The organism is Streptomyces sp. SudanB5_2050 (assembly GCF_964272335.1).
In the GTDB taxonomy this organism is placed as follows: Bacteria; Actinomycetota; Actinomycetes; order Streptomycetales; family Streptomycetaceae; genus Streptomyces; species Streptomyces rochei.
On record NZ_OZ186760.1, the window covers coordinates 3282093 to 3300390 of the forward strand.

The 18298-nt window shown below is 74.1% G+C and carries 16 protein-coding genes; 7 read left to right on the forward strand and 9 right to left on the reverse strand.

What is annotated here, in order from left to right:
• Positions 1–45: 45 nt before the first annotated feature.
• On the forward strand, positions 46–1614 hold the full coding sequence (locus ACFZP7_RS14555; protein WP_385634563.1) for an RICIN domain-containing protein: 1569 nt from the start codon (positions 46–48) through the stop codon (positions 1612–1614).
• Positions 1615–1627: 13 nt separating this feature from the next.
• Here ACFZP7_RS14555 and hutI read toward each other — a convergent pair whose 3' ends face one another.
• Genes hutI through hutU form a run of 4 tightly spaced genes read right to left on the reverse strand, consistent with a single transcriptional unit; the run spans position 1628 to position 7102 of the window.
• On the reverse strand, positions 1628–2803 hold the full coding sequence (gene hutI, locus ACFZP7_RS14560) for an imidazolonepropionase (protein ID WP_385634564.1): 1176 nt from the start codon (positions 2801–2803) through the stop codon (positions 1628–1630).
• A 53-nt stretch (positions 2804–2856) separates the two neighbouring features.
• Positions 2857–4209 (reverse strand): formimidoylglutamate deiminase, encoded by a 1353-nt coding sequence (locus ACFZP7_RS14565; protein WP_125538004.1) that lies wholly within the window; start codon positions 4207–4209, stop codon positions 2857–2859.
• Positions 4206–5423 carry an allantoate amidohydrolase gene (locus tag ACFZP7_RS14570; protein ID WP_385634565.1) on the reverse strand — a complete coding sequence of 406 codons (1218 nt, stop codon included), beginning with the start codon at positions 5421–5423 and terminating at the stop codon, positions 4206–4208. The genes ACFZP7_RS14565 and ACFZP7_RS14570 overlap by 4 nt, the downstream gene beginning before the upstream one ends.
• Entirely contained in the window at positions 5420–7102 is a 1683-nt protein-coding gene (gene hutU, locus ACFZP7_RS14575; protein ID WP_031021396.1) for a urocanate hydratase, read from the reverse strand. The genes ACFZP7_RS14570 and hutU overlap by 4 nt, the downstream gene beginning before the upstream one ends.
• A 167-nt stretch (positions 7103–7269) precedes the next feature.
• Between hutU and ACFZP7_RS14580 the strand changes: the two genes are divergently transcribed.
• Positions 7270–8652, forward strand: coding sequence for a diaminopimelate decarboxylase (locus tag ACFZP7_RS14580; RefSeq protein ID WP_358898177.1), 1383 nt, complete (start codon positions 7270–7272; stop codon positions 8650–8652).
• A gap of 232 nt (positions 8653–8884) precedes the next feature.
• Here the strand turns inward: ACFZP7_RS14580 and ACFZP7_RS14585 are convergent, their stop codons facing one another.
• A complete protein-coding gene (locus ACFZP7_RS14585; protein ID WP_175462875.1) occupies positions 8885–9469 on the reverse strand; it encodes a hypothetical protein in 585 nt (194 codons plus the stop codon).
• Positions 9470–9607: 138 nt separating this feature from the next.
• Positions 9608–10474 carry a MurR/RpiR family transcriptional regulator gene (locus tag ACFZP7_RS14590; RefSeq protein ID WP_385634566.1) on the reverse strand — a complete coding sequence of 289 codons (867 nt, stop codon included), beginning with the start codon at positions 10472–10474 and terminating at the stop codon, positions 9608–9610.
• A gap of 188 nt (positions 10475–10662) precedes the next feature.
• Between ACFZP7_RS14590 and ACFZP7_RS14595 the strand changes: the two genes are divergently transcribed.
• On the forward strand, positions 10663–11088 hold the full coding sequence (locus ACFZP7_RS14595) for a hypothetical protein (RefSeq protein ID WP_162602220.1): 426 nt from the start codon (positions 10663–10665) through the stop codon (positions 11086–11088).
• Between the two features lie 333 nt (positions 11089–11421).
• On the opposite strand, the gene ACFZP7_RS14600 is transcribed toward ACFZP7_RS14595, so the two are convergent.
• A complete protein-coding gene (locus ACFZP7_RS14600) occupies positions 11422–12807 on the reverse strand; it encodes a cystathionine beta-synthase (protein WP_385634567.1) in 1386 nt (461 codons plus the stop codon).
• 168 nt (positions 12808–12975) lie between these two features.
• Between ACFZP7_RS14600 and ACFZP7_RS14605 the strand changes: the two genes are divergently transcribed.
• The 3 genes from ACFZP7_RS14605 to ACFZP7_RS14615 all read left to right on the forward strand — a co-directional run bounded on the left by ACFZP7_RS14605 (position 12976) and on the right by ACFZP7_RS14615 (position 16604).
• Positions 12976–13998: an SGNH/GDSL hydrolase family protein gene (locus ACFZP7_RS14605; RefSeq protein ID WP_385634568.1), complete on the forward strand. Its 1023-nt coding sequence runs from the start codon at positions 12976–12978 to the stop codon at positions 13996–13998.
• Positions 13999–14298: 300 nt separating this feature from the next.
• Positions 14299–15519 (forward strand): acetyl-CoA C-acetyltransferase, encoded by a 1221-nt coding sequence (locus ACFZP7_RS14610; protein WP_019329956.1) that lies wholly within the window; start codon positions 14299–14301, stop codon positions 15517–15519.
• A 284-nt stretch (positions 15520–15803) separates the two neighbouring features.
• Complete coding sequence (locus tag ACFZP7_RS14615; protein WP_031021384.1) at positions 15804–16604, forward strand: hypothetical protein; 801 nt, start codon at positions 15804–15806, stop codon at positions 16602–16604.
• Between the two features lie 30 nt (positions 16605–16634).
• On the opposite strand, the gene ACFZP7_RS14620 is transcribed toward ACFZP7_RS14615, so the two are convergent.
• The gene (locus tag ACFZP7_RS14620; protein ID WP_175438010.1) at positions 16635–16946 is read right to left on the reverse strand and encodes a hypothetical protein; all 312 of its coding nucleotides are present in this window, start codon (positions 16944–16946) and stop codon (positions 16635–16637) included.
• A gap of 103 nt (positions 16947–17049) precedes the next feature.
• Between ACFZP7_RS14620 and ACFZP7_RS14625 the strand changes: the two genes are divergently transcribed.
• Positions 17050–17280 (forward strand): DUF4287 domain-containing protein, encoded by a 231-nt coding sequence (locus tag ACFZP7_RS14625; protein ID WP_019329953.1) that lies wholly within the window; start codon positions 17050–17052, stop codon positions 17278–17280.
• Between the two features lie 97 nt (positions 17281–17377).
• Here ACFZP7_RS14625 and ACFZP7_RS14630 read toward each other — a convergent pair whose 3' ends face one another.
• Entirely contained in the window at positions 17378–18289 is a 912-nt protein-coding gene (locus tag ACFZP7_RS14630) for a Bax inhibitor-1/YccA family protein (protein ID WP_019329952.1), read from the reverse strand.
• Positions 18290–18298: the final 9 nt, after the last annotated feature.

Here is an 18298-nt window from a genome sequence, read left to right on the forward strand (position 1 = left end):
CGTCAGGACCGGCCGGTGGTGCGGCGGGTACGAGGAGGCGGACGGATGGCGCGGGGCGACTGGACCGACGGCGGCGGCCCGACCGGGGAGGACGTGCACGCCGGTGCCTCCGACGCGCGGCTGACGGAGCTGCTGCACGCGGACACGCCCACCGCCTACCCGGCGCTGTGTGAACTGCGCGCCCGCCACCGGCCGTCGGTGCTCGCCTACGCCCGCCTCTGCGCGGCCGGGGAGTCGGCGGCGCGCCAACTGGCCGCGCGTGCCTTCACGCTGGCGGCCCGCCAGGCGGCCCGCGGCACCGACCCGGGCGGCCCTTGGCGGCACCGGCTGCTGCTGCTCACCGGCGAGGTCACGGCCGAATGGGCGGCCGACGAGCGCTCCGCCGGACTCGACCCCGGCCTGCTCCTCGTCCTCAACACGGGCGGCTCGGGCTGCCCGGTCCCGCCCCTGCTGGCGGCCTTCCGCTCGCTGCCGTCCCGCGTCCAGGGCCTGCTCTGGTACGGCGTGGTGGAGCGGGAGCCCGCCGACCGCACCGCCGTGCTGCTCGGCATCGGCGCCCAGGACGTCGCCCACGGCACGGCGCCCGCGCTCCGGACACTGGCGCGGTCCTGCCTGCGGACCCGGCTGGCCGCCTCCGGCGATCCCCGCTGCCTGGACTTCCGTCGCCTGATCGAGGAGTCGATCCGGCCGGACAGCCCCAGGGACAGTCCCGACCTGCACGCGCACATGGCACGCTGTCCGCACTGCGCGGAGGCGTACGAGGAGCAGTGCACGCTGCGGGACGCCCCGCGCACGGCACTGGCCGAGGGGCTGCTGCCGTGGGCGGGCACGGCCTACGCCGGGCGGGAGCCGGAGGAGCCGGCAACAGGCGCCCCGCTCGCGCTGCCCGGGGCCTGGCCGCCCTCACGCCGGTTCGCCCTGGCGTCGGCCGCCCTGGGCGTGGCCCTGGCGCCGCTGCTCCTCCTGCTGCTGCCGCCGGGCGACGCCCCGTCCCGTCCGGCGGCGCACGCGTCCTCCCGCCCGCCTGCCGGGCCGCCCCCGGTGACGGTGACGGCCACCGTCTCCGCGTCGGCGTCCTCCTCCCCCACGCGCTCGCCCTCGGCGCCGGCCACGTCCCCGTCCGCCGCGCCGAGCCGGTCTGCGTCGCACACCGCGCGGCCGTCACCGGCGCCGACGCGCACGCCGTCGGCACCGTCGTACCGGGCGCCGGACGGCACGTACGCCCAGGTGGTGAACGTCGCCTCGGGCCGGTGCCTCGACATCGACGGCGGCCTGGAGAAGGGCACGGACGTCGTGACGGCGCCCTGCGACGCGTCCCCCACCCAGTTGTGGCGGGTCGACGCCGGACGCGGTGTAGTCCAGTCGTACGCCGACGACGACTACTGCCTGGACAGCCGCGGCTCCGTCGACAGGGGCGTCGGGATCTGGGAGTGCGACTCGGTCGACGGACGCAACGGGCGGAACCTGCGGTTCGTCGTGGACGCGCGCGGGGTCGTCCGCCCCGGCATCGCGCCCGACCGGGCGGTGACACCGGGCGGGGGCGTCTCGGTCGTCCTCGTCGGGGCGGACTCCGCGCGCTCCGACCAGCGGTGGCGGGCCGGAGCGGCGTACTGAGACCGGTCCGGCGTCACACCGCCCGTACGCCCCGGCGCCAGACCTCGCGGACCAGCGGGACGCCCGGCCGGTAGGCCAGGTGGACGTGGCTCGGGGCGTCGAGGACGGCCAGATCGGCGTAGGCACCGGGGGTCAGACGGCCGATGTCGTCGCGGCGCAGGGCCGCGGCGCCGCCCGCGGTGGCCGACCAGACCGCCTCGTCCGGCGTCATCCCCATGTCGCGTACGGCCAGCGCGATGCAGAAGGGCACCGAGGAGGTGAAGGAGGAGCCCGGGTTGCAGTCGGTGGACAGCGCGACCGTGGCTCCGGCGTCGAGCAGGCGGCGGGCGTCGGGCCACTGGGCACGGGTGGAGAACTCGGCGCCGGGCAGCAGGGTGGCGACGGTGCGGCTGTTCGCCAGGGCGTCCACGTCGGCGCCGGTGAGGTGGGTGCAGTGGTCGGCGCTGGCGGCGTCGAGTTCGACGGCGAGCTGCACTCCGGGGCCGTAGGAGAGCTGGTTGGCGTGGATGCGGGGGTGCAGGCCCTTCGCCTTGCCCGCGGTGAGGATGGCGCGGGCCTGGTCGCCGTCGAAGGCGCCCTTCTCGCAGAAGACGTCGATCCAGCGGGCGTGGGGGGCGCAGGCGTCGAGCATCTCGCCGGTGACGAGCGCGACGTAGGCGGCGGGGTCGTCGGCCAGCTCGGGGGCGACGATGTGGGCGCCGAGGAACGTCACCTCGTCGGTGTGGCGGGCGGCGACGCGCAGGGCGCGGGACTCGTCGGCGGTGGTCAGTCCGTAGCCGGACTTGGTCTCGAAGGTCGTGGTGCCCTGGCGCAGGGCCTCGGCGAGGTAGCGGGTGAGGCCCGCCTCCAGTTCGGCGTCGGTCGCGGCACGGGTGGCGGCGACGGTGGTGCGGATGCCGCCGGCGCTGTAGGGGCGGCCGGACATGCGGGCGTTGAACTCCTCGGTGCGGTCGCCGCCGAAGAGGAGGTGGGAGTGGGAGTCGACGAAGCCGGGCAGGACGGCCCGGCCGCCGGCGTCGACCCGGTTGTCGGTGGCGGGTGCTTTGCTCGACTCACCGGTCCACGCGACGCGGTCGCCTTCGATGACGACGGCCGCGTCCCGGACCAGTCCGAGGGGGGAGCCGTCGCCGAGGGAGGGGTCGTTGGTGACGAGTGCGGCGATGTTGGTGATGACGGTGCTGCTGCTCATGGGGTCCGTGGTGTCCTCGTGGGGGCGGGAGTGGGGGCCGGCGGTGGTCGTCGCTAGGCGCGCAGGGCTGCCACGGCCCGCGCGAGGGCCCGCGGCACATCGGGTACGAGGGTGTGGGCCCCGTCGCGTACGACGTGCCGTCCGCCCACGACCGTGTGTCGCACGTCCGCCGCGGTCGCCGCGAACACGGCCGTCTCGGCGCCCAGCCTGGGCAGCGGCCCGGCCGTCCTGACCGAGTCGAGGGCGACGGTCGCGAGGTCGGCGCGGGCGCCGGGCTCGATGGTGCCGGCGTCGTCCCAGCCGAGGGCGGCGTGCCCGTCGGCGCTCGCGGCGCGCAGCAGGGCGGCGGCGGTCCAGTGGCCTCGGGTGCGGGTGCGCAGGCGCTCGTTCAGCTCCATGGCGCGCGCCTCCTCCAGCAGGTCGACGACGGCGTGGCTGTCGGAGCCCAGGGAGAGCGGGGAGCCCGCCTGCTGGAGGGCGACCGCGGGGCCGATGCCGTCGGCGAGGTCCCGTTCGGTGGTCGGGCACATGCAGGTGCCGGTGCGGCTGCCGCCGAGCAGGGCGATGTCCTCGTCGGTGAGGTGGGTGTTGTGGACGCCGGTGGTGCGGGGTCCGAGCACACCGTGGTCGGCGAGGAGCCGGGTCGGGGTGCACCCGTGGGCCGCGTGGCAGGCGTCGTTCTCGGCGGTCTGCTCGGACAGGTGCACATGCAGCGGCGCCCGCCGTTCCTCGGCCCACCGCGCCACGGTCGCCAACTGGTCGGCGGGCACGGCCCGCACCGAGTGGACCGCGGCTCCGATCCGCGCGTGATCCCGTTCCTCGAGAAGGGAACAGCGCTGGGCCCAGGCGTCCGCGGTCCCGTCGGAGAAGCGGAGCTGGTGGGTGTCGGGCGGCTGTCCGAAGCCGGAGGACAGATAGCAGGTGTCGAGGAGGGTGATGCGGACACCGGCGTCGGCGGCGGCCTGGATCAGGGCCTCGCCCATCGCGTTGGGGTCGGCGTAGGCGGTGCCGCCGGGGGCGTGGTGGACGTAGTGGAACTCGCCGACGGTGGTGATGCCGGCCAGGGCCATCTCGGCGTACACCGCGCGGGCGAGGTCGAGGTAGGTCTCGGGGGTCAGCCGGTCGGCGACGGAGTACATGACCTCGCGCCAGGTCCAGAAGGTGCCCGAGCCGACCTGGACGGTGCCGCGCAGGGCGCGGTGGAAGGCGTGCGAGTGGGCGTTCGCCAGTCCCGGCAGGGTCAGGCCGCGCAGGATCTCCGCGCCCGGGGGCGGGGCGGGGACGTCGGTGCGGACGGCGGCGATGCGGCCGTCGTCGCCCACGTCCACGGCGACGCCCGGCTCGACGTGGGTGCCGAGCCAGGCGTGCTCCAGCCAGTAGGTCCGGGTCCGCTCGGTGGTCGTCACGTGCAGGCCAGTCCTTCCAGTACGTCGGCGAGTGCGCTCACCCCGGCCACGCAGTCGTCCTCGGCGGCGTACTCGGCCGGGGAGTGCGAGACGCCGGTGGGGTTGCGCACGAACAGCATGGCGGTCGGGACGCGTCCGGAGAGGATTCCGGCGTCGTGTCCGGCGCCCGTGCCGAGGACGGGGACCCTCAGTTCCGTGTCGGTGCCCAGGATGCGGGCGAGTTCGTCGCGCAGGGCGTGGTCGAACTCGACGACGGGGGTGAAGGACTCCCGCTCGACGCCGAGGTCGACGCCGTGGGCGGCGGCGTACTCGCGGGCGGCCTTCTCGATGCCGGTGACCACGGTGTCCAGGGTCGCCTGGTCGGCGGCGCGGGAGTCGAGCCAGCCGCGCACCAGGGAGGGGATGGCGTTGACGCCGTTGGGTTCGACGCCGATCTTGCCGAAGGTGGCGACGGCGCCCGCGAGTTCGGCCTCCCGGCGGGCGGCGAGGACGGTCTCGGCGTAGGACAGCATGGGGTCGCGGCGGTCGGCGAGGCGGGTGGTGCCGGCGTGGTTGGCCTCGCCCCGGAAGTCGAAGCGCCAGCGTCCGTGCGGCCAGATGGCGGAGGCGATGCCGATCCGGTCGCCGGACAGGTCGAGGGCACGGCCCTGTTCGACGTGGAGTTCGACGAAGGCGCCGATGCGGCCCAGCCGTTCGGGGTCGGGGCCGATGGCGTCCGGGTCGTACCCGGCGGCCTCCATGGCCTGCGGCAGCGTGATGCCGTCGCCGTCGGTCAGGCGGTGGGCCTGTTCGACGGTGAGCGCGCCGGCGGTGAGCCGGGAGCCGACGCAGGCGAGGCCGAAGCGGGCGCCCTCCTCGTCGCCGAAGTTGACGATGCCCAGCGGCCTGGTGAGCCGCGCTCCCCTGCCGCGCAGCTCGTCCAGGGCCGCGAAGGCCGACACCACGCCGAGGGGGCCGTCGAAGGCACCGCCGTCGGGCACGGAGTCCAGGTGGGAGCCGGTGACGACCGCGTCCCCTTCGGCCGGGTCGCCGAGCCAGGCCCACTGGTTGCCGTTGCGGTCCACCTCGTGGGCCAGCCCGCGCGCCTCGGCCTGCTGCCGGAACCAGGCCCGGCAGTCGGCGTCGGCCCCGGTCCAGGCGTAGCGCCGGTAGCCGCCGGAGGCGGAGCTGCGGCCGACCGGCAGCAGCTCCGCCCACATGCTGTGGAAACTCACGCGTCGCCACCCTCGTGCGCCGCGTCGCCCTCGCGCATCGGCACCCGCACGCCCCGCTCCCCGGCGACCGACTCGGCGATGTCGTACCCGGCGTCGACGTGCCGGATGACGCCCATGCCGGGGTCGTTGGTGAGGACCCGGCGGATCTTCTCGCCCGCGAGCGCGGTGCCGTCGGCGACGGTGACTTGCCCGGCGTGGATCGAGCGGCCCATGCCGACGCCGCCGCCGTGGTGCAGGGAGACCCAGGAGGCGCCGGAGGCGACGTTGACCATGGCGTTGAGCAGCGGCCAGTCGGCGATGGCGTCGGAGCCGTCGAGCATCGCCTCGGTCTCGCGGTACGGGGAGGCGACGGAGCCGCAGTCGAGGTGGTCGCGGCCGATGACGATCGGCGCGGCCAGCTCGCCGCTCGCGACCATGTCGTTGAACCGCTCACCGGCCTTGTCGCGCTCGCCGTAGCCGAGCCAGCAGATGCGGGCGGGCAGTCCCTGGAAGTGGACGCGCTCACCGGCCATCTTGATCCAGCGGGCCAGGGACTCGTTCTCCGGGAAGAGGTCGAGGATCGCCTTGTCGGTCTTGGCGATGTCGGCGGGGTCGCCGGACAGGGCGGCCCAGCGGAAGGGTCCCTTGCCCTCGCAGAACAGGGGGCGGATGTACGCCGGTACGAAGCCGGGGAAGGCGAAGGCGCGGTCGTATCCGGCGAGCTGGGCCTCGCCGCGGATGGAGTTGCCGTAGTCGAAGACCTCGGCTCCGGCGTCCTGGAAGCCGACCATGGCCTCGACGTGCCGGGCCATGGACTCGCGGGCCCGGGTGGTGAAGCCGGCCGGGTCCTTGGCGGCGGCGTCGGCCATGTCCTCGAAGGCGATCCCGGTGGGCAGGTAGGCCAGCGGGTCGTGGGCCGAGGTCTGGTCGGTGACGATGTCGATCGGGGCGCCCATGGCGAGCAGCTGCGGGACCAGCTCGGCGGCGTTGCCGAGGACGCCGATGGACAGCGGCTCGCGCCGGTCCCGGGCCTCGGTGGCGAGCTGGAGGGCGTGGTCGAGGTTGTCGGCCCTGACGTCGAGGTAGCGGTGCTCGATGCGGCGGTCGATGGCGCGCGGGTCGCAGTCGACGCAGATCGCGACGCCGTCGTTCATCGTGACGGCGAGCGGCTGGGCGCCGCCCATCCCGCCGAGGCCGGCGGTGAGGGTGATGGTCCCGGCGAGGGTGCCGCCGAACTTCTTCGCGGCGACGGCGGCGAAGGTCTCGTAGGTGCCCTGGAGGATGCCCTGGGTGCCGATGTAGATCCAGGAGCCGGCCGTCATCTGCCCGTACATGGTCAGGCCGAGGGCCTCCAGGCGGCGGAACTCCTCCCAGTTGGCCCAGTCGCCGACCAGGTTGGAGTTGGCGATGAGGACGCGCGGGGCCCACTCGTGGGTCTGCATGACGCCGACCGGGCGGCCGGACTGGACGAGCATCGTCTCGTCCTGCTTGAGGGTCTCCAGCGTCCGCACCATCGCGTCGAAGGAGCGCCAGTCGCGGGCCGCCTTCCCCGTGCCGCCGTAGACGACGAGCTTGTCCGGGTGTTCGGCGACCTCCGGGTCCAGGTTGTTCTGGAGCATCCGCAGGGCGGCCTCCTGCTGCCAGCCCAGGGCGCTCGGCGTGGTGCCGCGTGGCGCGCGGACAGGGCGGGGTCCGGACATGGTGTGCCTCCTGGTGGCTTGCTCCCGGCGGATTGTTACTGCGGATATTCACATACTCGCCTCGTGAATAGAACTAGTCAATACGTCCGTGTCCCGGCGCGGGCGCGTCGCGGATGTTTGGCTGGACATGCGGACGGTTCGCAGGCAGACGAGGGACGGAGGATCGCGTGAGCGACGGCACGGAGACGGGCGCGGACGTCGGCGGCACCGGCGCCGGGCGGGCGGCGCGGCGGGACGAGGCGGTGCGGGCGGCCGTGGAGCAGGGGCTGCTCGGGCCCGGCACGCCCCTCGTCGGGCTGCTGGACGTCGCCGGGATACGGGAGTCGGCGGCGGCGCTGCGGGCGGCGTTCGACGCGGTGACGGCTCCCGGGACGCCGGTGCTGCACGCCTTCGCGGTGAAGGCGACCCCGCTGGTCCCGGTGGTGCGGCTGCTGCACGAGGAGGGCATCGGCGCCGAGGTGGCGAGCCCGGGGGAGCTGGCCCTGGCCCGGGCGGCGGGGGTGCCGCCGGAGCGGACGGTGCTGGACTCGCCCGCCAAGACGCCGGAGGAGCTGCGGGAGGCGCTGGCGCTGGGCATCGCGGTCAACGCGGACAATCCGCAGGAGCTGGCGCGCATCGACGCCCTGGTGGCCGGCGGGACGAGCCGCTCCCCGCTCGGCGTCCGGGTCAACCCGCAGGTCGGCGGGGGCTCCATCGAGGCGCTGTCGACGGCGACGGCGACCTCGAAGTTCGGGGTGGCGCTGCGCGACGAGGGCGCCCGCGAGTGGGTGGTGCGGGCGTATCTGGACCGGCCGTGGCTGACCCGGCTCCACGCGCACACCGGCTCCCAGGGCATCCCGCTGACGCTGATGGCCGAGGGCGTGGCGGAGACGTACGCGCTCGCCGAGGAGATCAACGAGCGGGCCGGGCGCCGGCAGGTCGACACGCTCGACATCGGCGGCGGACTGCCGGTGAACTTCGCCTCCGACGAGACGACCCCGACGTACGCCGAGTACGCGCGCGTGCTGCGCGAGGCGGTGCCGGGCCTGTTCGACGGGCGGTACGGGCTGGTCACGGAGTTCGGGCGGTCTCTGCTGGCCAAGCACGGCACGGTCGTGGCGCGCGTCGAGTACGCCAAGAGCGCCGGGGGCCGGCCGGTCGCGGTGACGCACGCGGGGGTGCAGGTCGCCACGCGGACGGTGTACGCGCCGGGGGCGTGGCCGCTGCGGATCGCCGCGTACGACGCCAAGGGGCTGCCGAAGGCGGGGCCGGACGTGGTGCAGGACGTGGCGGGCCCGGCGTGCTTCGCGGGCGACCTGCTGGCGACGGGGCGCGCGCTGCCGCTGCTGGAGCAGGGGGACTACGCGGCGGCGCTGGACACGGGGGCGTACTACTTCGCCCACCACTACGCGTACAACTCGCTGGCCCGTCCCGGGGTGTACGGGTTCGGGGCGGACGGCTCCGGGGGCGTCGCCTTCGCGACCGTGCGGGAGGCCCAGTCGGTGGCGGAGATCGTGTCGGAGGCGGGCGGGGCGCACCGGGACGCGCTGACGTCCCCGCCCGGTTCCTGACACGGGCGGGGTGACGCCCTGGAGTCAGGGCGCGGCCGAGGCGACGCCCGGAGTCACGGGGCGGCCGAGGCGACGCCCGGAGTCACGGGGCGGTCGAGGCGACGCCCGAGGGGACGGGGGCCGGGGGGCCGTGCGACCGGCCACGACGCACTCGCGCCCGCTCGGCGGGCCCGCGCCACCGAAGCAGCGCTGCCGATCAGGCACCGGCGCCGGCACCGGCACCGGCACCGCGTCACACCAGCGCCGCCGCCTTCCGCCGCGCCCCGCCGGGGGCCGCGTCCCCGGCGGCGATGCCCGTGCTGCGGTAGGTCCTGACCGCCTTGCCCGCCGGACGGCCGCCGCCCCGGCCGAGCCAGTCGACGCGGACCCACAGGAGGGCGTCCCCGGCCTCCTCACGGCGCCCGATCCAGGCCGACTTCAGCCACAGGCCCGCGCCGCAGCCGGCCATCAGCAGGCCGGCGGCGGCGGGGACGGCGAAGGCGCTGCCCACGGCGGCGAGGAAGGCGAGGACCAGCCACCAGCGGTGACCCCGGCGCCAGTTGCGCACGGTCACCGCGCGGTCCTGGAGCACGTCGTGCTTGCCCGCGCGGACGGCCGCGGCGGCCAGAGCGGTGTACCGCTTACGGCGCACGGTGGCGACGAGGGCCGTCGCGACGACGAACAGGGCCGCGCCCGCCAGGACGCCGATCCGGCGCCCGGTCAGCCCCGGCACCAGCACTCCGACGCCCGCCGCGAACACGCCCAGCCACCACAGTGGCGCCGCCCCCGCCCGTACGACGACGGCGACCCGAGCCAGCCCCTGTCCTCCGCGCGCCACGTCCGGCCTCCTGTCCCGTTGTTGCTCCGCCTGCGATGCGTGTGAAGGGTGTGCGGCGACGCAGATTAACGGGAGAAGCTGAGACGAATCTGAGAACGGCGGCACCGGCGCGTCCACGCCGCCCGCCGCCCGTACGGCTCAGTCGACGAACAGCCCCCGCGCCGCCGCCTTGGTGTCGAACTCCTCCAGCCGCGCCTGGGCGTCCGGCAGGTCGTCGCACATGGCCTCCAGCAGCACCCGGCCCAGCAGCATGGGCGCGCAGGCGGTGTCGAAGGCGAGTCCGGTGCCGACGGCGGCGGGCAGCAGCAGGTCGGACACCTTGGCGACCGGCGCGAAGGCCGAGTCGGCGACGGTCACCACCGTCAGACCCGCCCCCTTGGCATGGGCGAGCGCGTCGACGACCTCACGCGGATGACGGGGCAGGGCGAAGCAGAGCAGGGCGCTCGCCCCGGCCCGGACGGCGGCGTCGATGCGGTCGTGGAGCATCGTGCCGCCCTCGTCGAGCAGCCGCACGTCCGCGTGGACCTTGGCGGCGAAGTAGGCGAAGCCGTGCGCCTGGGCCGCCGCCGCCCGCAGCCCGAGCACCGGCAGGGGCCTGCTGGCGGCGAGGGCGCGGCCCGCCTCCCGCACCGGGGCCGGGTCGGCCAGCGCCTCCGCCAGATGGCGCAGGTTCTCGATCTCGGCCTCGACGGCCTGCTGGTACTCGTTGCAGGAGCCGGTGTCCGCCACCGGTTCGGCCGGGGCGACCTCGCGCAGATGGCGGCGCAGGGCCGGATAGCCGTCGAAGCCGAGGGCGACGGCGAAGCGGGTCACGGACGGCTGGCTGACCCCGGCCAGCTCGGCCAGCTCCACGCTGGACAGGAACGGGACCTCGGAGGCGCGGCGCACCATGCTGTGCGCGATGCGCCGCTGGGTCGGCGTCAGCCGATGCCCCTCGAACAGCGTCTGCAACCGCCCGGCGGGGCTGTCGGTGCCGCCGCCACCGGTGCCGTCGGTCGCGCTCATGAGGAGCTCCCCCTCGCCCTACTCGTCCGTATTCAGGTTCCCCGATTCCTGCATACCGTTATACAGCCAGCCGGCGGCACGGCGCCCCGCACGACGGCCGCCGCCCTCCCGTCCGCCCCCGCCGGAAACGGGGGCTAACCCCAGTGCCGCCGGTGCCCCGGGTGCCTACCTTGGGTGTCATGACCGGAATGGACGGGCGGGACACCGACCTCAAGAAGGAACTCGACGCCACCCTGCAGACCCGCAGGGAGCTCGGGGAGGAGTACGAGTCCGCGCTGATCGACTCGTTCCTGGAGAAGGTCGACCAGCGCATCGACGCGGCGGTCGAACGCCGGGTGCGGCGGCAGGTGGCCGAGCAGCAGCTGACGGCGGCCCGGGACAGCCGGTCGCCGAAGCCCACGGACTCCTTCGGGGAGCGTTTCGGCTTCGGCATCGTCTCGCTGGTGCTCGCGGTCCCGCTGTCCGCGATCGGCGGCGGCGTCGCCCAGCTCCCGGGACTCCTGGTCGCCTGGGCCGGCATCGTCGGCGTCAACGTCGTCCAGGCCGCGCGGACCAACCCGGGACTGTTCACAGGGCGCCGCCGGGCCGACAAGGACGACGCCTGGGACGAGTGAGGGGCGCGCGGGGCCGGGAAGAGGTCACGCGGCGGCCGAGAAAGCGGCGGCCGAGGAGAGTTCACGCGGGGACCGCCGCACCCCCGTGAACGGGGGGCGGGACGACGGCGGTCCCCGCGGTGGACGCGCGCGGTGCCGGGCCTCACGGCCGGGCGGCGCGTCCGTGGCGTCCTTGGAGGTCCGGGAGCCGCTCCGGAAGATCCGTGACGCCGTACGGCGCCGGTGGGACCGGGGAGCCGCTCCCGATCCCTGCCGACGCCCTCACTCTGCCGGTCCCGTGTTAAGCCACTGCTGCGCGCACATGACGCGCACGTACCACTTCCGCGAAGACCACTACTTGCCCTTGGCCAGGAAGGACAGCAGATCCTGGCGGCTCACCACCCCGGTCGGCTTGCCCTCGACGAGGACGATCGCCGCGTCGGCCCCGCCGAGCACCGACATCAGGTCGGCGACGGGCTCACCGGAGCCGACCTGCGGCAGCGGGGAGGACATGTGCTTCTCCAGCGGGTCCTCCAGCGAGGCCCGCTTGGCGAACAGGGCGTCCAGCAGTTCGCGTTCCACGACCGACCCGACGACCTCGGCGGCCATCACGTCCGGGTGTCCGGCGCCGGGCTTGACGATCGGCATCTGCGAGACGCCGTACTCGCGCAGCACCTCGATGGCCTGGCCGACCGTCTCGTCCGGGTGCATGTGGACGAGGGAGGGGATGTGGCCGCCCTCCTTGTCGTTCAGGACGTCGGCGACGCGGGCGCTCGGGCCGGCGTCCTCCAGGAAGCCGTAGTCGGCCATCCACTCGTCGTTGAAGATCTTGCTGAGGTAGCCGCGCCCGCTGTCCGGGAGGAGCACGACGACCACGTCGTCCTCGCCGAGCCGCTCGGCCACCTCCAGCGCCGCCACGACCGCCATGCCGCAGGAGCCGCCCACCAGCAGGCCCTCCTCCTTGGCGAGACGGCGGGTCATCTGGAAGGAGTCCTTGTCGGAGACGGCGACGATCTCGTCCGCGATCTCACGGTCGTACGCCGTCGGCCAGAAGTCCTCACCGACGCCCTCGACGAGGTACGGGCGCCCGGAGCCGCCGGAGTACACCGAGCCCTCGGGGTCGGCGCCGATCACCTTGACCGCGCCGCCGCTGGCCTCCTTCAGGTACCGCCCGGTGCCGGAGATGGTGCCGCCGGTGCCGACGCCGGCGACGAAGTGGGTGATCTCCCCCTCCGTCTGCTCCCACAGCTCCGGGCCGGTCGAGTGGTAGTGGGAGAGCGGGTTGTTCGGGTTGGAGTACTGGTCCGGCTTCCAGGCGCCCGGCGTCTCGCGGACCAGCCGGTCGGAGACGTTGTAGTAGGAGTCCGGGTGCTCGGGGTCGACCGCCGTGGGGCAGACGACGACCTCGGCGCCGTACGCGCGCAGGACGTTGATCTTGTCGGTGGACACCTTGTCCGGGCAGACGAAGATGCACTTGTAGCCCTTCTGCTGGGCCACGATCGCCAGGCCCACGCCCGTGTTGCCGCTGGTGGGCTCCACGATCGTGCCGCCGGGCTTCAGCTCGCCGCTCTTCTCCGCGGCCTCGATCATGCGCAGGGCGATGCGGTCCTTCACCGAGCCGCCCGGGTTGAAGTACTCCACCTTGGCCAGGACGGTGGCCCTGATGCCCTTGGTCACGCTGTTGAGCCGCACCAGCGGGGTGTTGCCGACGAGGCTGATCATCGAGTCGTGGAAATGCACCGTGGTCTCCGGATGCTGCAAAGGTGTGGTCGATTGTCGGTCCGGCCAGCCTATGGCCTGCGGGCCCGCCGGTGCCCCGTGGCGGTCGTTCACTCACCGTTGAGATTGGGCGACCGTCCGTACGGGGCAAGGAGTGGGTGTACGGGTTCGAGGAGGTGGCGGCGACGTATGACGAGCATGTCGAGGGCGCGGGTGGCCCGGCGGATCGCGGCCGGCGCGGCGTACGGCGGCGGCGGGATCGGACTGGCCGGCGCGGCCACGGTCGGTCTGCTGCTGGCGGAGGTGCAGCTGGCCAGGCGCCGGGTGGGCATCGGCGGACCGGGCCGGGTGCCGAACGCGCGGGGACTGTACGGCGGCACCCTGCCCACGGCCGGTGAGCCGCCCCTTCGGCTGACGATGCTGGGCGACTCCACGGCCGCCGGGCAGGGCGTGCACCGGGCCGGGCAGACCCCGGGGGCGCTGCTGGCCTCGGGGCTCGCGGCGGTGGCGGAGCGGCCGGTGGAGCTGGACTCGGTCGCGCTGCCGGGGGCCTGTTCGGACGACCTGGACCGGCAGGTGGCCCTGGTGCTGTCCGATCCGGGCGCGGTCCCCGACGTCTGCGTGATCATGATCGGGGCGAACGACGTCACCCACCGGATGCCGGCCACCCGCTCGGTCCGTCATCTGGCGGGCGCGGTCCGGCGGCTGCGCACGGCCGGCGCGGAGGTGGTGGTCGGCACCTGCCCCGACCTGGGCACCATCGAGCGGGTGCGGCAGCCGCTGCGCTGGCTGGCCCGGCGGGCCTCGCGGCAGCTGGCGGCGGCGCAGACGATCGGGGTCGTCGAGCAGGGCGGACGCACGGTGTCGCTGGGCGACCTGCTGGGCCCGGAGTTCGCGGAGAACCCGCGGGAGCTGTTCGGGCCGGACTACTACCACCCCTCCGCCGAGGGGTACGCCACCGCCGCCATGGCGGTACTGCCGTCGGTGTGCGCCGCGCTCGGCCTGTGGCCGGCCGAGGAGGAGCGGCCGGACGCGCTGCGCCGCGAGGGCTTCCTGCCGGTGGCGCGGGCGGCGGTGGAGGCGGCGTCCGAGGCCGGCACCGAGGTCGCGGCCGCGTTGCCGTCGGGGCCGCGGGGGCCGTGGGCGCTGCTGAAGCGGCGCAGGCGCCGTCGGCTGGCGGAGGCGGAGCCGACCAGCCCGTCCGGCGTGTGAGGAGGGGGCCGACCGAGAGGCCGGTCACGAGGCCGTTCGCGAGGCCGATCACCCCACCGGTCACGAGCCCGGTCACGGCACCGGTCACGAGGCCGTTCGCATCGTCGGGCGTCCGGGGGCGCGTCCCGGGCCCGCCCGCCGCACCGGTCGGCCCGGCGGGCACCGCCCAGCCGGCGGAGGCAAAAGCAAGCGCTTAGAAAGTTGCGGTACATGTCACACGTCCATACCCGTGACCGGCGCCATACGGCCGGGTAACTTCCCAACCAGCCGCCTCATCCCCGCGACGCCACTGGAGCCGTGATGCCCGAAGCCGTGATCGTCTCTGCCGCCCGCTCCCCCATCGGCCGCGCCTTCAAGGGCTCCCTCAAGGACCTGCGCCCCGACGACCTCGCCGCCACGATCATCCAGGCCGCCCTCGCCAAGGTCCCCGAGCTGGACCCCCGGGACATCGACGACCTGATGCTCGGCTGCGGTCTGCCCGGCGGCGAGCAGGGCAACAACCTCGGCCGGATCGTCGCCGTCGAGATGGGCATGGACCACCTGCCCGGCTGCACCATCACCCGGTACTGCTCCTCGTCCCTGCAGACCTCCCGCATGGCCCTGCACGCCATCAAGGCCGGCGAGGGCGACGTCTTCATCTCGGCCGGCGTCGAGATGGTCTCCCGGTTCGCCAAGGGCAACTCCGACAGCCTGCCGGACACGCACAACCCGATCTTCGCCGAGGCGGAGGCCCGCACCGCGGCCGTCGCCCAGCAGGAGGGCACCACCTGGCACGACCCGCGCGAGGACGGCCTGGTCCCCGACCCGTACATCGCGATGGGCCAGACCGCCGAGAACCTGGCGCGCGCCAAGGGCATCACCCGGCAGGACATGGACGAGTTCGGCGTCCGCTCGCAGAACCTCGCCGAGGAAGCCATCAAGAACGGCTTCTGGGAGCGCGAGATCACCCCGGTCACGCTGCCCGACGGTACGGTCGTCTCCAAGGACGACGGCCCGCGCGCCGGCGTCACCCTGGAAGGCGTCCAGGGCCTCAAGCCCGTCTTCCGCCCCGACGGCCTGGTCACCGCCGGCAACTGCTGCCCGCTCAACGACGGCGCCGCCGCCCTCGTGATCATGAGCGACACCAAGGCCCGCGAGCTGGGCCTGACCCCGCTGGCCCGCATCGTCTCCACCGGCGTGTCCGGCCTCTCCCCCGAGATCATGGGCCTGGGCCCGGTCGAGGCGAGCAAGCAGGCGCTGTCCCGCGCCGGGCTGACCATCGACGACATCGACCTGGTAGAGATCAACGAGGCGTTCGCCGCGCAGGTCATCCCCTCCTACCGCGACCTGGGCATCCCGCTGGAGAAGCTCAACGTCAACGGCGGCGCGATCGCCGTCGGCCACCCCTTCGGCATGACCGGCGCCCGCATCACCGGCACGCTGATCAACTCCCTCCAGTGGCACGACAAGCAGTTCGGCCTGGAGACCATGTGCGTCGGCGGCGGCCAGGGCATGGCCATGGTCATCGAGCGCCTGAGCTGACCCGCCGCTGAGGGACCGTCAGTAGCGCCTCGCGGACCGAGCGTGACACCGCGGCCCAGGACCCGTTCCCCCCAGGGTTCTGGGCCGTTTTGTGACCCAAACTCCCCCAGGATGTGACCTACCTCTCCCGCCCCCATGATTTACGCAGGTCAGACCAGTCACACCCTTGCCTTCCGGGCCCAAAGTCCTGTCCGTTTCGTGACGTTACGCACTGACAGACGGATAGTCCTCCGTTCAAGCTGATGTAGGAAGTCGGGGGTCGACTTTGAACCGGGAGTACGTCAGTGAGCGCCATGCCCATCGCCCTGCTGCTCACCACGGCCGCCACCGGCGCCGTGGGCGTCGCCGTCCTGCGCGGCATCGTGGTGCTGCGCCGGCAGGTGACGGCCCTGCGCACCGAGCTGGCCGAGAGCCGCGCGGCCGCCCCGCGGGGCCGTGTACCGGCCGCCCGCACCACCGCGGACGCCGAGGAGATACGCGCCGCCGTCGCCGAGGCGCTGGCCGAGGAGCGGGAGCGGGAACTCGCCGAGGCCCGGGCCTTCTGGGCCGCCCAGGAGTCCCGCGACGCCTCCGACGCGCCGCTGCTGCTCGGGCTGGCCGACAGCGAGCTGTTCCTGCCCCGCCAGGCCGACTTCGCGGGCCTGGAGCCGGTGGCCGAACCGGGCGCGGACGCCGACGAGGCGACCGGGCAGGACGCGGGCCCGAGGGAGTCCGCCGAACTGGCCGCCGCCCGCCGCCGCCACCCCTCGCACCCGGACTTCGTACCGAACCCGGCACCGTCCGTGGGCGACCACGAGCGCACCGTCGCCACCCTGGAGGAGCTGGCCGAGTCGAGCGTGGCGCTGGCCGACGTCCGCCCGGGCCCGCTGGGCACCCTGGACGTGTACGTCTTCGCCGACGGGACGACGCTGTGCATGACACCGGGCCACCGTGAGACCGCGGAACGCCTGGCCGCCGCGCTGGGCGCGGGCAAGACGCCGTACCTGCTGGGCGGCTCGGGGATCTCCGGCGCCTACACGCTGACCTTCGCCTGCGGCGAGGAGAACGTCTACATCCTGGCGGACCGGGTCATCGCGTCCCTCTGACCCGGACCACCGCGGGGCTCGCCCGGGGCGTCAGACCCCGGCCCGCTTGCGGGCCTCCTCCACCAGCCGCACCGCCTCGTCCACCTGGCCCTCGTCGCTCAGCACGAGGGCCAAGTCGTGTGCCGCGACGGCGATCTGGTCGGCGGCGGCGAACATCCCCGCGTCCGGCATCTGTCTCGGCTCGGTCCCCGGCTCCTCCACGAGCTGGGCACGCCGGGCCATCTCCCTGGCCAGCTCCAGCGCCTCGGCGGCGGCCCCGCGTTGGAGCCTGCTCTGCGGGGCGGCGCGCAAGCGGTCGGCGAAGTCGTCCACGGCACGGGTCAGAGGCGTCGTATCAACCACGGCGCGAGCGTACGCGCCCCTGCGGGACTGTTGCCAACGGGCGAACGCTCAGGCACGGTGACCTGAAGGACCGGCTTACATCCCCTTTCGCCCGGAGGCGCCGATGTCCCAAGTCTTCTCCGAGGAGACCCATCGCAACATGCTCGCCCGCATCCCCCACTGCACCGGTCGTGAGATCTCCGACTGGCTGCGCGCCGTCGAGGACGGCCCGGCCCTCTTCCGCTTCGAGGAGAAGGTCAGCTGGCTCCGCCACGAACACGGCCTCGCGTACGGCCACGCGAAGGCGATCATCCACGAGTACGACCTGAGAAGGGCCGCGCGCAGGCTCGGCTGAGCGCGCGCCGCCACCACGACGACGAAGGGCCCCGGGCGTCAAGCCCGGGGCCCTTCACTGTCGACCGGCGGCCGTCGCGGACCGTCGCCAGTCGTTGCTAGTCGTTGCTGTTCAGGATCGCGATCAGGCGCAGGAACTCCAGGTACAGCCAGACCAGCGTCAGCGTGAGACCGAAGGCGGCGAGCCAGGCCTCCTCGCGCGGGGCGCCGTAGGCCAGGCCGTCCTCGACCTGCTTGAAGTCCATGGCCAGGAAGCAGGCGCCGAGGATGATGCCGACGATGCCGAAGACGACACCGAGCGCGCCGCTGCGGAAGCCGAGGCCGTCACCGCCGCCGAAGACGGCGAACAGCAGGTTCACCATCATCAGGAAGACGAAGCCGAGCGCGGCGGCCATCACGAAGCCGTAGAAGCGGCGGTTGACGCGGATCCAGCCGGCCTTGTACGCGATGAGCACACCGGCGAAGACCGCCATCGTGCCGATCACGGCCTGCATGGCGGCGCCGTCGGCGATGCGGTTGTCCACGACGCTGGAGACGACGCCGAGGAACACACCCTCGAACGCCGCGTACGCCAGGATCAGCGCGGGCGAGGCCTTGCGCTTGAAGGACTGGACGAGCGCCAGGACCATGCCGATCAGCGCGGCGCCGATACCGATGCCGTAGGAACGGCCGATGTTGGCGTCGTCCACGGGCAGCAGCGCCCAGGCGAGCGCGGCCGTCACGATGAGCGTGCCCAGCGTGCTCGCGGTGCGGATGACGACGTCGTCCATCGTCATCCGGCCGGCGCCGGCCGGCGCCTGCGGCGGCGCGCCGTGCTGCAGGTCCTGCTGCGCGTACGGGTTCGTCGCGTACGGGTTCTGCGCGTACGGGTTCGCGCCCGCGGGCTGGGCGTAAGGGTTGCCCTGGGTGGCGACAGCGGGGCCCCCGGCCTGCGGCGCGGTGTTGAAGCCCGCGTAGCCGTTGTCGCGGCTGAACCCCCGTCGCGAGAAGACCGGGTTTCTGCTCCTCATTTCACTCCT